Below are 12,841 nucleotides of genomic sequence, written 5' to 3'. Positions count from 1 at the left end.
TCGTGGAACAGCTTCGTTATCGTCGCTAAATCTTCGGCTGAACGCGCCGGCCTCTCGAGAGTCGCACGCCTGCACGCAACGATTCATACGCAGACGATATACGGGCCCCGTTTTTGCGGCCAGCGCTACCCGGGACAACTCACGACAAACTGACGTCAAGGCAGCCTTTTTGGCAACGAATTATGCGCATGCCCCACGCGCTTTTCCCTGTGTCTGTCACTTCCAGGTCACGGTTCACGTCGCGACGAAATTTCACCGTGTTGCGAAGGGCTTGCGGCCTCTTCGCGGCAACAGGCAATCCGCTGTGCAGATACGGCTCAGTGCGTCTCCTCGTCGCTTTTCCCGCCATGGCCAGGCACGCCTGCTTCGTCGAGTTTGCGGTAGAGCGTGGACCGGCCGATTTTGAGGCGGCGGGCGACTTCGGACATCTGCCCGCGGTAATGCGAGATCGCGAAGCGGATGATTTCGCTCTCCATGTCCTCCAGCGGGCGGACATCGCCGCTCGCGGTCAGCATGCAGAGAGTTCCCGCCGACGGGAGGGGAGCAATCGGTATTTCGTTACCCGACACCAAGGGAGGCGCCGCGATCGGCTCGAGCATCAGTGGCGCAGTCGGAATGTCGGTTGCGGGATGCGGCTGCGAAGCGAGCAGGGGAAAATCGCCGAGGCCAAGCTGGTCGCCGTCGCTCATCACCACCGCGCGGTAGACCGCGTTTTCGAGCTGGCGGATGTTGCCAGGCCAGTCGAGCTGGGCGAGGTGAGCCACCGCTTCGCCGCTGATGCCGGTGATGGTGCGGTTCTCCTCGGCGGCAAAGCGCGCCAGGAAATGCCGCAGCAGATGCGGAATGTCCTCGCGCCGGGCCCGCAGCGACGGGATCGTCAACGGCAGCACGTGCAGGCGATAAAACAGGTCTTCCCGGAAGTGCCCCTGTTTGACCCGCTCCAGGAGCTTGCGATTGGTCGCGGAGATGATGCGCACGTCGACCTTGACGGGCTTGCGGCCGCCGACCGCCTCGACCGCGCCTTCCTGGAGCGCGCGCAAGAGCTTGACCTGCGCCGTCAGCGGCAACTCGCTGATCTCGTCCAGGAACAGCGTGCCGCCATGGGCCTCGACGAACTTGCCCATGTGCCGCTCGGTGGCGCCGGTGAAGGCGCCCTTCTCGTGGCCGAACAGGATGGACTCGACGAGGTTGTCGGGGATCGCGCCGCAATTCACGGCGACAAAGGGTTTTGCCTTACGCTCGCCGCTGCCATGAATGGCGCGCGCGAACATCTCCTTACCGACGCCGGACTCGCCCTCGATCAGCACGGGAATCGAGGAGTTCGCCGCCTTCTGCGCGGTGCGCATCACGCCTGCCATCGCCTCGGAGCGGGTGATGATGTCGGAGAAGCTCAGACGGCCCTCGCGGCTGTGACGGATGCGCTGCAATTCGCCCTTCAGTGCGGAGGCGTTAAGCGCGTTGCGCAGTGAAACCTGAAGCCGCTCCAAGCCGACCGGCTTGACGACGAAATCCGCCGCGCCGGCGCGCATCGCCGAGATCACGTTGTCGATGCCGCCATGCGCGGTCTGCACGATGACCGGGATGCTGAGGCCCGCTTCGCGGATTTTCGCCAACACACCCATGCCGTCGAGGCCGGGCATCACGAGATCGAGGATGACGCCGTCGATGGCCGGGGCGTCGGGAGCGGTGAGGGCAGCGATCGCGGCGTCGCCGGAATCCACGACGACCGTCTCGTAGCCGCATTTCTGCACCATGTTTTCGACCAGCCGGCGGGCTACAGCGTCGTCGTCGGCGATCAAAATACTGGCAGCCATGGTTTTCCCTGCACGCTACAACTATCTGTCTCGAATCGGGGCACTCTGGCCGAAGCCGATTAACGCACTCTTAAACCTTGATGCCCACGCCCGCCGTCGCGACGGTTGAACACAGGTTTCCCGCACAATGAATTCGCGCTCCAAGCTCGCTCTCAAAAAGTCTGCTCTCAAGAAGCCCGTTTCCAGCAAGTCCGCTCCCCGCAAGCCGAGCACCAGGAAATCCGCCGCCAAAGCAAAGTCCTCCAGGCCTTCCGCAAAGTCTCCGCCTGCAAAGCCTGCAAGCAAGACCGGCAAGCTTCCGGAGTGGAACCTGGCCGATCTCTTTTCGGGGATCGAGGCGCCGGAAGTGGCGCGCGACCTCGACAAGATGGATGCCGATTGCGTCGCGTTCGAGACGGACTACAAGGGCAAGCTCGCGACAGGGACAGCAAACGAAGATGGCGGAAAATGGCTCGCTGAAGCCGTGCGACGCTATGAGGCGATCGACGACCTCGCCGGCCGTCTCGGCTCCTATGCCGGCCTGGTCCACGCCGGCGACAGCGTGGACCCTGCGATTTCAAAATTTTACGGCGACGTGTCCGAGCGCCTGACGGCGGCGTCGACACATCTTCTGTTCTTCGCGCTCGAGCTCAATCGGATCGATGACGATATTTTGAACCGCGCGATGCAGACACCGGAGCTGGCACACTATCGCCCCTGGATTGAGGATTTGCGCAAGGAAAAGCCGTATCAGCTCGACGACAAGCTCGAGCAGCTCTTCCTGGAGAAGGCGCAGACCAGCTATTCCGCCTTCAACAGGCTGTTCGACCAGACCATCTCGGGCCTGCGCTTCAAGGTGGGCGCAAAAGAGCTCGCGATCGAGCCGACGCTCAATCTGTTGCAGGACCGAGACGGCGCAAAGCGCAAGGCCGCCGCCGAAGCCCTGGCGAAGACCTTCAAGGCAAATGAGCGCACCTTTGCGCTGATCACCAACACGCTCGCGAAGGACAAGGACATTTCCGACCGCTGGCGCGGCTTTCAGGATGTTGCGGATTCCCGGCACCTCAACAACCGCGTCGAGCGCGAGGTGGTGGATGCGCTTGTCGCCTCGGTGCGCGCGGCCTATCCAAAATTATCGCATCGCTACTACGGGCTGAAGGCGAAGTGGTTCGGCAAGAAGCGGCTCGCTTATTGGGACCGTAACGCGCCGCTGCCCTTTGCCGCGACCGACGTCATCGGCTGGCCCGATGCGCGGAACATGGTGCTGACGGCCTATCGCGGCTTCTCGCCCAAGATGGCCGACATTGCGGAGCGCTTCTTCACCGATCGCTGGATCGACGCGCCGGTGCGTCCGGGCAAGGCGCCCGGCGCGTTCTCGCATCCGACCACACCGTCGGCGCACCCTTACGTGCTGATGAACTACCAGGGCAAGCCGCGCGACGTGATGACGCTCGCGCACGAGCTCGGCCATGGCGTGCATCAGGTGCTCGCCGCGAAGAACGGCGCGCTGATGGCACCGACGCCGCTGACGCTGGCGGAGACCGCGAGCGTGTTCGGCGAGATGCTGACCTTCCGGCGGCTGCTGGCGCAGACCAAGAGCGCAAAACAGCGCCAGGCGCTGCTCGCCGGCAAGGTTGAGGACATGATCAACACCGTGGTGCGGCAGATCGCGTTCTATTCGTTCGAACGCGCAGTTCATACCGAGCGCAAGAACGGCGAGCTCACCGCGACCCGGCTCGGCGAGATCTGGCTGTCGGTGCAGGGCGAGAGCCTGGGGCCCGCGATCGAGATCAAGGCGGGCTACGAGAACTACTGGATGTACATCCCGCACTTCATCCACTCGCCGTTCTACGTCTACGCCTATGCGTTCGGCGATTGTCTCGTGAACTCGCTTTATGCGGTCTACGAGAATGCGGCCGAGGGCTTTGCCGAGCGCTATCTCGACATGCTTGCCGCCGGCGGCACCAAGCACTATTCCGAGCTGCTGCGGCCATTCGGGCTCGACGCCAAGGACCCAAAATTCTGGGATGGCGGGCTCAGCGTCATCGCCGGAATGATCGACGAGCTGGAGAAGATGGCCTGAGTGGCTGGCTTCTTGCGGGGCGTAAAACGTCTGTTGAACCAAGAGTCCAGCAATGTTATACACCCGTATAACCGCTGGAGGTTAGCCATGAAGATCGAGATCAAGAAGATCGGCAATTCGGACGGGTTGTTGCTGCCCCGCGAGCTTATGCAGCGACTCGATCTCAAGCGCGGGCAGCAATTGCATGTCGTGGAATTGCCCGGTGGGGGTTTTCAATTGCTGCCTTACGACCCCGACTTCGAGCGGACGATGGAAATTGCCGATGAGGTGATGGATAAGTATCGCGATACGCTCGCTGCGCTGGCAAAATAGCGGCCGGCGCATGAGTGATCCTCAGGAGCCACTCTGGGTCACCTACGAGCAGGCTGTCGCAATTCATAGCCGACAGCTCCGGCGCTTCGGTGGCGCGCCCGGATTGCGCGACGAGGGCATGCTGCGTTCGGCGCTGGAGCGTCCGATCAACAAATGGCGCTATGAACAGGCGCCAATGGAAGAACTCGCTGCAGCATACGCGTTCGGCCTCGCGAAGAACCATGCATTTGTCGACGGAAACAAGCGCATCGCCTTCATGGCGATGATGGTCTTCCTTCACAAGAACGGCGTCGCCTTCAGTCCCGCTCCCGCGGAAGCGACAACGATGATCCTCTCGCTTGCCGCGGGCGAAGTCAGCGAGCAGAGCCTGGCGCGCTGGATCCGCGACAATTGGAATTCCAAATGACCTCATTTGCGGGAAAACCGCGCCCGCGTGCCGTTGCCCTGCCCGAAAGTTTGCGGTATCCCAGCCCAACAATTCGACTTTCGACTGGGGACATCCATGGCTGACCATAGCGAAGTGGCGTACACCACCGCCGACGGCAACGACTACGTTGCGCACGAGCAGACCTACGAGGGCTTCATCAAGCTGGTGAAGTACGGCACGGCCTCGGTCGCGCTCATCGTGATCCTGATGGCGATCTTCCTCACCTGATCGATCGGCAGCTGCACACGCCAGCGGCAGCAGCTGCCCAGAAAATTTGCATACAAACCGGTCCCAGAACCGGTATCGAACGCCGCGGGAGTAACGCTTTAGTTTGCGCGCGCGCTGTCCTGCGCCGCCGGAGGCCTCATGAAGATTGCCGTTGCCAAGGAAATCGATCCGTCCGAGCCGCGGGTCGCCGCTTCGCCTGATACGGTGAAGAAATTCAAGGCGCTGGGCGCCGAGATCGCCGTCGAGCCGGGCGCCGGCCTCAAGTCGGGCCTGCCGGATTCCGAATTCACCGCCGTGGGCGCGGCCGTCAGCACTGATGCGCTGAAGGACGCCGACATCATCATCAAGGTGAAGCGCCCCGAGGCGTCGGAACTCTCGCAATACAAGCGCGGCGCGCTCGTCATCGCCATCATGGATCCCTATGGCAACGAGGCGGCGCTGAAGGCGATGGCCGATGCCGGCGTCTCCGCCTTCGCGATGGAATTGATGCCGCGCATCACCCGTGCGCAGGTGATGGACGTGCTGTCCTCGCAAGCCAATCTTGCCGGCTATCGTGCCGTGATCGAGGGCGCCGAGGCCTTCGGCCGCGCCTTCCCGATGATGATGACGGCGGCCGGCACTATACCCGCGGCCAAGGTGTTCGTGATGGGCGTCGGCGTTGCCGGTCTCCAGGCGATCGCGACCGCGCGCCGTCTCGGCGCCGTCGTGACCGCCACCGACGTGCGTCCCGCCACCAAGGAGCAAGTGGAATCGCTCGGTGCGAAATTCCTTGCCGTCGAGGACGAGGAGTTCAAGAACGCGCAGACCGCCGGCGGCTACGCCAAGGAAATGTCGAAAGAATACCAGGCCAAGCAGGCCGCGCTCACGGCCGAGCACATCAAGAAGCAGGACATCGTGATCACGACCGCGCTGCTTCCGGGCCGGCCGGCGCCGAAGCTCGTCAGTGCCGAGATGGTCAAGTCGATGAAGCCGGGCTCGGTGCTAGTCGATCTCGCCGTCGAGCGCGGCGGCAATGTCGAGGGCGCCAGGGCCGGCGAGGTCGTTGATCTCGATGGCATCAAGATCGTCGGCTACACCAACGTCGCCGGCCGCGTCGCGGCCTCTGCCTCCAGCCTCTACGCACGCAATCTGTTCTCCTTCATCGAGACCATGGTCGACAAGAATGAGAAGAAGCTCGCCGTCAACTGGGACGATGAGCTCGTCAAGGCCACTGCGCTCACGAAAGACGGCGCCGTCATCCACCCGAACTTCCAGCCGAAGGTTTAAGGAGAGTCGCCATGGAGCATGCTGCACAGGTCGTCGACCCCTTCATCTTCCGGCTGTCGATCTTCGTTCTCGCCGTCTTCGTCGGCTATTTCGTGGTGTGGTCGGTGACGCCGGCGCTGCACACCCCGCTAATGAGCGTGACCAACGCGATCTCGTCGGTGATCGTGGTCGGTGCGCTGCTCGCGGTCGGCGTCGGCATGATCTCGAGCGGCTCGGGCTGGGCGCGCGGCTTCGGCTTCGTCGCGCTCATCTTTGCCTGCGTGAACATCTTTGGCGGCTTCCTTGTCACGCAGCGCATGCTTGCGATGTACAAGAAGAAGTCGAAGTAAGCGGCCACCTCGGGCTGAAGGGACAGATGGGGACCTGAGATGAACGCCAATCTCTCTGCATTCTTGTATCTCGTGGCGGGGGTGCTGTTCATCCTGTCGCTGCGCGGGCTGTCGAGCCCGGCGACGTCGCGCCAGGGTAATTTGTTCGGCATGATCGGCATGGGCATCGCGGTTGCGACCACCCTCGCCAGCCATCCGCCTGCGGACGGCGTCGCCTGGATCCTCGTGATCCTCGGTATCGCCATCGGTGGCGCGATCGGCGCCGTGATCGCCCGCCGCGTGCCGATGACCTCGATGCCGGAACTGGTCGCCGCCTTCCACTCGCTGGTCGGCATGGCCGCGGTGCTGGTCGCCGCCGGCGCGTTCTACGCGCCCGAGGCCTTCGACATCGGCACTCCCGGCAACATCCATCCGCAGAGCCTGGTCGAGATGTCGCTCGGCGTCGCCATCGGCGCGCTGACCTTCACCGGTTCGGTGATCGCCTTCCTGAAGCTCTCCGCACGCATGAGCGGCGCGCCGATCATCCTGCCGTTCCGCCACGTCATCAACATCGCGCTCGCCGTGGCGCTGGTGTTCTTTATCGTCGGCCTCGTGCTGACCGGCAGCGCGCTCGACTTCTGGCTGATCGTCATCCTCGCCCTGGTGCTTGGCGTGCTCATGATCATCCCGATCGGCGGCGCCGACATGCCGGTCGTGATCTCGATGCTGAACTCCTACTCCGGCTGGGCCGCTGCCGGCATCGGTTTCACTCTCGGCAATTCCGCGCTGATCATCACCGGCGCGCTGGTCGGCTCCTCGGGCGCGATCCTGTCCTACATCATGTGCCACGCGATGAATCGGTCCTTCATCTCGGTCATCCTCGGCGGCTTCGGCGGCGAGACCGCTGCGGCCGGCGGCGGTACGGGCGAGCAGAAGCCCGCCAAGCTCGGCTCGGCCGACGATGCTGCCTTCATCATGAAGAACGCCTCCAAGGTCATCATCGTGCCCGGCTACGGCATGGCGGTGGCGCAGGCCCAGCACGCGCTGCGCGAGATGGCCGACATCCTGAAGAAGGAAGGTGTCGAGGTGAAATATGCCATTCACCCGGTCGCCGGCCGCATGCCCGGCCACATGAACGTGCTGCTCGCCGAAGCCAACGTGCCCTATGACGAGGTGTTCGAGCTCGAGGACATCAACTCCGAATTCGCGCAGGCCGACATCGCCTTCGTGATCGGCGCCAACGACGTTACCAACCCGGCCGCCGAAGAGGACAAGACCTCACCGATCTACGGCATGCCCGTGCTCCAGGTCTGGAAGGCCGGCACCGTGATGTTTATCAAGCGCTCGCTCGCCTCCGGCTATGCCGGCATCGACAATCCGCTGTTCTATCGCGACAACACCATGATGCTGCTCGGCGACGCCAAGAAGGTCACCGAGAACATCGTCAAGGCGATGTAGGCGGAAGCAAACGGACCGTGGCCATCAACAAAGGAATGGCACCGGTCCCGTCGCATGCCTCCCAAAGCGATGCGCGCGCAGCGTGCAGCCGGCAGGCCGCCCGCAAGGCGGCGTGCCGCTGCCGCGATGTTCCGGCCAGCCTCCGGCCCCATGTCATGAAATTGCTGCGGAGCCGTCGCAAGCCGTGAGCCGAAAGGCCGGCCGCGTATCATGACCATCGTCAAGTGGATCGCCATCCTGCTCGCGGCCGTCTATTGCGCCGGTCTCCTCGTGCTGTATGTCCGGCAGCGCCAGATGATGTTTCCGATCCCGCCCGCCGGTCGCACCGCACCCGATGCCGCGGGCCTTCCCGAGGCGGAAGAGCATGTCCTGACCACGTCGGACGGCGAGAAGGTCATCGTCTGGCACGTGCCGGCGAAGCGTGGCCGTCCCGTGATCCTGTATTTTCCGGGCAATGGCGATTTTCTCGCCGGTCGCGTCAGCCGCTTCAGGGCGATGACGGCCGACGGCACCGGCCTCGTCGCGCTGTCCTATCGCGGCTATGCCGGCTCGAGCGGTGCGCCGAGTGAGGAGGGTTTGCTGCGCGATGCCGCAGCTGCCTACGATTTCACGTCGGGGCGCTATGCCGCGGAACGGATCGTCGCCTGGGGCTTTTCGCTCGGCACCGGCGTGGCCGTCGCGCTCGCATCCGAGCATCCGATCGGCAAGCTGATCCTGGAGGCGCCCTATACCTCGGCGGTCGATATCGCCGCATCGGCGTTCCGGTTCGTGCCGGTGCGCCTCCTGATGCGCGACCCGTTTCGCTCCGACGAGCGGATCGCGCGCGTCACGGTGCCGCTGCTGATCATGCATGGCACCAATGACCTTGTCATTTCGATCGTGTTCGGAGAGCGTCTGTTTGCGCTCGCCCGCGGACCCAAGCAGTTCGTTCGCTTCGCGGGCGGCGGACACGACAATCTCGATGCTTTCGGTGCGATCGAAACGGCAAGGCGCTTCATTGAATCCTAAGCAGTTCGTCACGTGGCCCTGGCGCCTGGCCTTCGCCGCGATCCTCGCGTTATCGCCGCAACACGCATGGGCAGCGACCGGGCTCGATGGTGCTGCCATGCGCTGGCCCTATGCGCTACCCTTTGCCGGCCTGTTGCTATCGATCGCATTGGGTCCGCTGCTGTTTCCAAAAATCTGGCATCATCACTACGGCAAGATCGCCGCGGCCTGGTCGCTGCTGGCACTCGCCGCGCTCGTCATCTTTGCCGGGAGCATGGCAACGCTGGCGGCGCTCGTTCACGCCATGCTCGCCGAATATCTCGGCTTCATCGTGCTGCTGTTCTCGCTCTATGTCGTGGCCGGCGGCATCCTCATCACCGGCGACATCAAGGCCACGCCGGCGACCAATTTCGGCATCCTCGCGCTCGGCACATTGGGGGCGAGCATTGTCGGCACCACGGGGGCCGCGATGATCCTGATCCGTCCCTTGATCCGCGCCAACCGGCTGCGGCGCCACAATACCCATGTCGTCATCTTCTTCGTCATCCTGGTTGCCAATGTCGGCGGCGCGCTGAGCCCGCTCGGCGATCCCCCGCTGTTCGTCGGCTTCCTGCATGGCGTCGATTTCTTCTGGACCACGCGTACCATCTGGTTGCAGACCGCAATCGTGGCCGGACTGCTGCTCGCCATCTTCGTCGCCATCGACGTCAGGCGCTTCCGCAGCGAGTCGCCGCCCGGCGACACAGGTTGCGGGGAGCCGCTGCGCATCCGCGGCCTTGTCAATTTGGTGCTGATCGCGGCCATCGTCGCGAGCCTGCTGGCGTCGGCGATGTGGAAGCCCGGCATTGCCTTCGACATTCTCGGCACCAAGCTGCAATTGGAGGACGTCGTCCGCAATTTGGTGCTGCTGGCCATTGCGGCCTTGTCGGTTTGGCTGACGCCGGACGAGCACAGACTGGCCAACGGCTTCACCTGGGAGCCGATCCGCGAGGTCGCGAAACTGTTCGCCGGCATTTTCGTCGCGATCATTCCCGTCATTGCCATGCTCAATGCCGGCCATCACGGTGCCTTCGCCTGGCTGTTGTCGGCGGTGACGGCGCCGGACGGTGCGCCGCGCGAAGTCGCCTATTTCTGGTTCACCGGCCTGATGTCGGCGTTCCTCGACAATGCGCCGACCTATCTGTTGTTCTTCGAACTCGCCGGCGGCGACCCGCAAGTGCTAATGCATGAACTCTCGGGTACGCTCGCCTCGATCTCCATGGGTGCGGTCTACATGGGTGCGCTCACCTATATCGGCAATGCGCCGAACTTCATGGTGAGCAGCATTGCCAGCGAGAACGGCATCGAGATGCCGAGCTTCTTCGGCTATATGCTGCGCGCCGGCGCCGTGCTGATTCCGCTGTTCCTGCTGCTGACGCTGCTGCCGGTCGCGCCGATCCTGCACTGGCATTGAATCTCACGCCTGATTTGCTACTGCTCATGCCAGCAAATGGAAGCGGTGGATGAGCGCACATAACCCGATGCCCCGGTCGGCCTGGACCTTCCCGGCGCTGGCCGTGCTGTTGTTCGCGGCTGTTAGCGCGACGGACTACGTGTTCACGCTGTCGCTCGGCGGGCTCGTCTTCGCCATTGTCCTTCTGATCATCCTGTTCGGCACCGTATTTTCCGCGGTTCATCATGCCGAAGTGATCGCTGAGCGGGTCGGCGAACCCTATGGCACGCTGGTGCTGACGCTCTCGGTGACCATCATCGAAGTGGCGCTGATCACCACGATCATGCTGGGCGACAAGCCCGCCCCGGCGCTCGCGCGCGACACCGTGTTCGCCGTGGTCATGATCGTCTGCAATGGCCTCGTCGGGCTCTGCATCTTCATCGGCGGTCTGCGTTATCGCGAGCAGGGTTTCCAGCTCTCCGGGGCCAACGTCTATCTCAGCGTCCTGTTTGCGCTTGCCACCATCACGCTGATCATGCCGAACTACACCACCACCACGCCCGGGCCGGTCTATTCGGCGGTTCAGCTCGGTTTCGTCGACGTGGTCACGCTCGCGCTTTATGCGGTGTTTCTCTACACCCAGACCGTCCTGCACAAGGATTACTTCGTTCATGAACGGGCGCAGGGCGAGGGCGGGGAGGTGCACCTGTCAAGTGGGGCGCTCGCGCTCACCGTGGCGCTGCTCTTGGTCTCACTTCTGGCGGTCGTGCTGCTCGCCAAGAAATTCTCGCTGGTGGTCGATGCCGTGGGCGCCAGGATCGGCGCGCCGCCGGCCTTCGCCGGCCTTCTGGTCGCGCTCCTGATCCTGCTGCCCGAGGGCGTCGCGGCCATCGCGGCTGCCCGCAAGAACGACCTCCAGAAGAGCATTAACCTCGCGCTCGGATCGTCACTCGCGACCATCGGGCTGACCATCCCGGCCGTCGGCGTCGCCACCTACGCGCTCGACAAGGAGCTCGAACTCGGCCTCAACGCCCAGGGCAGCGTGCTCTTGCTCCTCACCTTCTTCTTGAGCATGCTGACGTTCGGCACCGGGAGGACCAATGTCCTGTTCGGTCTGGTCCACATGGTGGTATTTGCCGTCTACGTGTTCATGGTCTTCGTGCCCTGAAGCGCGACAAGGAGAGTTCCCGATGCTTGCCGCCCAGTCCGAGGTTCAGGTCGACAACGCGCAGGTCCGCGTGACCGAGTGGCGACTTGCGCCGGGGAGCGCCACCGGGCATCACACGCACGGCATGGACTATGTGATTGTACCCGTGGTGGCGGGGGAGATGACCATCGTGGCGCCCGGCGGCGAGAGATCCAAGGCGCAGCTTGCGGCCGGGAAATCCTATTTCCGCAAGGCTGGCGTCCAGCATGACGTACTTAACGAAACCTCAACCGAGATCGTGTTCCTTGAAGTCGAGCTAAAACCGTAGGTTGGCGTTGCTGTTTGCCATCGATCCGTCGCAGTTGATCCCTCACAATGCCCCAAAGTTCCCGCATCAGATCGCGCGGGGAGTGGCCGAGAAATGCTGAAATACCTCGCTAAAATCTCGATGGATATTTTCCCCTCGGTGCTCGCGACGATCATCGGGGCTTACATCGTTAATCACTACATCAATGCCAAGCCCGCACCCGATACTCCTGCGGCCGTGGCGGTGCCTGCCCAGGCTGGCAGTGAGGGCAAGCCGGCGGATACCGCCAGCCTTCCCGCGCCCGGCGTCAAGGCCAAGGGTGTCTCCGAGAAGAGCGTCTCCGAGAAGAACGCTGCGGACAAGCCGGCGGCCGAGAAACCTGCCGATCATCAGCCTTCTGCCGAGACCAAGGCCGCAGACGTTGCTCCCGCCGAGACCAGCCCGCGCGGCCGCACCGCCGCGCGCGAAAAGGCGGCCGCCAAGTCCGCTCCGGCTGCTGCGGTTCCCGCCACCGCCCCGATGGTGGAGGCCAATTCGGCGCCGGCTGCGGCTTCCCCGGCCGCGGCCCCCGACGCCAACGATCTCGTGCGTGCCGCGATCGAGCGTCTGCGCAAGTCGCCTGAGGGCAAAGCCGCTGAGGCCAAATCAATCGAGACCAAGTCTTCCGAGACCAAGTCTTCCGAGACCAAGCCGGCTGAAAGGCCGGCAGAGCCTGCGATACGGGAAGCAACCCGTACCCCGGAGGCGCCGCGTGTGATCACCGCGGAGCCGTCCACGGTGCGTCCGCTGCCGCCGCCGATCACCGTGTCGACGCCGTCACCCGAGGCCTATGGCAATAGCGGCTCGTCGCCGCTCAACCCGCCTTACACGGCCTCGGTCGGAAATGACGACCCGAATCGGATCACGCCGCCGGCTGACATTCCCGTGCCGGTGATCGCACCGCCGCTCGATCTGCGCGCCGACGCCGCCGCGACCACGACCATGCGGCGGCCGAAGACCAATGTCGCCGATGAGATGCTGTCCGGCGTGAAGTCGATGTTCCACGCCGTTTTGCCAAAACCCGCCACTCCCGATTAGGACGGCATCTGAGCCG

Annotated in this window: 13 protein-coding genes; 12 read left to right on the top strand and 1 reads right to left on the bottom strand. The window is 63.7% G+C overall.

Features of this window, described 5'->3' with window-relative positions; genetic code table 11:
* Positions 1-317: 317 nt before the first annotated feature.
* Positions 318-1,814, bottom strand: a complete 1,497-nt coding sequence (locus IVB01_RS22600; protein ID WP_247280182.1) for a sigma-54 dependent transcriptional regulator — start codon at positions 1,812-1,814, stop codon at positions 318-320.
* Between the two features lie 127 nt (positions 1,815-1,941).
* Between IVB01_RS22600 and IVB01_RS22595 the strand changes: the two genes are divergently transcribed.
* From IVB01_RS22595 to IVB01_RS22540, 12 genes are all read left to right on the top strand, one after another.
* Complete coding sequence (locus IVB01_RS22595) at positions 1,942-3,876, top strand: M3 family oligoendopeptidase (protein WP_247280181.1); 1,935 nt, start codon at positions 1,942-1,944, stop codon at positions 3,874-3,876.
* Positions 3,877-3,963: 87 nt separating this feature from the next.
* A complete protein-coding gene (locus tag IVB01_RS22590; protein WP_124162834.1) occupies positions 3,964-4,188 on the top strand; it encodes an AbrB family transcriptional regulator in 225 nt (74 codons plus the stop codon).
* A gap of 10 nt (positions 4,189-4,198) precedes the next feature.
* The gene (locus tag IVB01_RS22585) at positions 4,199-4,594 is read left to right on the top strand and encodes a type II toxin-antitoxin system death-on-curing family toxin (protein WP_247451484.1); all 396 of its coding nucleotides are present in this window, start codon (positions 4,199-4,201) and stop codon (positions 4,592-4,594) included.
* 96 nt (positions 4,595-4,690) lie between these two features.
* Complete coding sequence (locus IVB01_RS22580) at positions 4,691-4,843, top strand: aa3-type cytochrome c oxidase subunit IV (RefSeq protein WP_008136857.1); 153 nt, start codon at positions 4,691-4,693, stop codon at positions 4,841-4,843.
* A 138-nt stretch (positions 4,844-4,981) separates the two neighbouring features.
* Positions 4,982-6,109 (top strand): Re/Si-specific NAD(P)(+) transhydrogenase subunit alpha, encoded by a 1,128-nt coding sequence (locus tag IVB01_RS22575; RefSeq protein WP_247280179.1) that lies wholly within the window; start codon positions 4,982-4,984, stop codon positions 6,107-6,109.
* An 11-nt stretch (positions 6,110-6,120) separates the two neighbouring features.
* A complete protein-coding gene (locus IVB01_RS22570) occupies positions 6,121-6,438 on the top strand; it encodes a proton-translocating transhydrogenase family protein (protein WP_235543528.1) in 318 nt (105 codons plus the stop codon).
* A 39-nt stretch (positions 6,439-6,477) separates the two neighbouring features.
* Positions 6,478-7,875, top strand: coding sequence for an NAD(P)(+) transhydrogenase (Re/Si-specific) subunit beta (locus IVB01_RS22565; protein WP_247280178.1), 1,398 nt, complete (start codon positions 6,478-6,480; stop codon positions 7,873-7,875).
* Positions 7,876-8,085: 210 nt separating this feature from the next.
* A complete protein-coding gene (locus tag IVB01_RS22560) occupies positions 8,086-8,883 on the top strand; it encodes an alpha/beta hydrolase (RefSeq protein WP_247280177.1) in 798 nt (265 codons plus the stop codon).
* Entirely contained in the window at positions 8,837-10,315 is a 1,479-nt protein-coding gene (locus IVB01_RS22555; RefSeq protein WP_247280176.1) for a sodium:proton antiporter, read from the top strand. Before IVB01_RS22560 ends, IVB01_RS22555 begins: the two co-directional genes overlap by 47 nt.
* A 49-nt stretch (positions 10,316-10,364) precedes the next feature.
* Entirely contained in the window at positions 10,365-11,462 is a 1,098-nt protein-coding gene (locus IVB01_RS22550) for an ionic transporter y4hA (RefSeq protein WP_247280175.1), read from the top strand.
* 22 nt (positions 11,463-11,484) lie between these two features.
* On the top strand, positions 11,485-11,769 hold the full coding sequence (locus IVB01_RS22545; RefSeq protein WP_247280174.1) for a cupin domain-containing protein: 285 nt from the start codon (positions 11,485-11,487) through the stop codon (positions 11,767-11,769).
* 93 nt (positions 11,770-11,862) lie between these two features.
* Positions 11,863-12,825 carry a hypothetical protein gene (locus IVB01_RS22540; protein WP_247280173.1) on the top strand — a complete coding sequence of 321 codons (963 nt, stop codon included), beginning with the start codon at positions 11,863-11,865 and terminating at the stop codon, positions 12,823-12,825.
* Positions 12,826-12,841 lie beyond the last annotated feature (16 nt).

The sequence above is a fragment of the Bradyrhizobium sp. 164 genome (assembly GCF_023073715.1).
Lineage (GTDB): Bacteria > Pseudomonadota > Alphaproteobacteria > Rhizobiales > Xanthobacteraceae > Bradyrhizobium.
Note: the sequence above shows the minus strand (reverse complement) of the source record. Positions and strands in the feature narration are given on the sequence as shown.

What these genes read in the sequence shown, in the direction of transcription:
- IVB01_RS22600 (WP_247280182.1), bottom strand. Translation starts at nt 1,814, where the DNA reads ATGGCTGCCAGTATTTTGATCGCCGACGACGACGCTGTAGCCCGCCGG.
- IVB01_RS22595 (WP_247280181.1), top strand. Translation starts at nt 1,942, where the DNA reads ATGAATTCGCGCTCCAAGCTCGCTCTCAAAAAGTCTGCTCTCAAGAAG.
- IVB01_RS22590 (WP_124162834.1), top strand. Translation starts at nt 3,964, where the DNA reads ATGAAGATCGAGATCAAGAAGATCGGCAATTCGGACGGGTTGTTGCTG.
- IVB01_RS22585 (WP_247451484.1), top strand. Translation starts at nt 4,199, where the DNA reads ATGAGTGATCCTCAGGAGCCACTCTGGGTCACCTACGAGCAGGCTGTC.
- IVB01_RS22580 (WP_008136857.1), top strand. Translation starts at nt 4,691, where the DNA reads ATGGCTGACCATAGCGAAGTGGCGTACACCACCGCCGACGGCAACGAC.
- IVB01_RS22575 (WP_247280179.1), top strand. Translation starts at nt 4,982, where the DNA reads ATGAAGATTGCCGTTGCCAAGGAAATCGATCCGTCCGAGCCGCGGGTC.
- IVB01_RS22570 (WP_235543528.1), top strand. Translation starts at nt 6,121, where the DNA reads ATGGAGCATGCTGCACAGGTCGTCGACCCCTTCATCTTCCGGCTGTCG.
- IVB01_RS22565 (WP_247280178.1), top strand. Translation starts at nt 6,478, where the DNA reads ATGAACGCCAATCTCTCTGCATTCTTGTATCTCGTGGCGGGGGTGCTG.
- IVB01_RS22560 (WP_247280177.1), top strand. Translation starts at nt 8,086, where the DNA reads ATGACCATCGTCAAGTGGATCGCCATCCTGCTCGCGGCCGTCTATTGC.
- IVB01_RS22555 (WP_247280176.1), top strand. Translation starts at nt 8,837, where the DNA reads ATGCTTTCGGTGCGATCGAAACGGCAAGGCGCTTCATTGAATCCTAAG.
- IVB01_RS22550 (WP_247280175.1), top strand. Translation starts at nt 10,365, where the DNA reads ATGAGCGCACATAACCCGATGCCCCGGTCGGCCTGGACCTTCCCGGCG.
- IVB01_RS22545 (WP_247280174.1), top strand. Translation starts at nt 11,485, where the DNA reads ATGCTTGCCGCCCAGTCCGAGGTTCAGGTCGACAACGCGCAGGTCCGC.
- IVB01_RS22540 (WP_247280173.1), top strand. Translation starts at nt 11,863, where the DNA reads ATGCTGAAATACCTCGCTAAAATCTCGATGGATATTTTCCCCTCGGTG.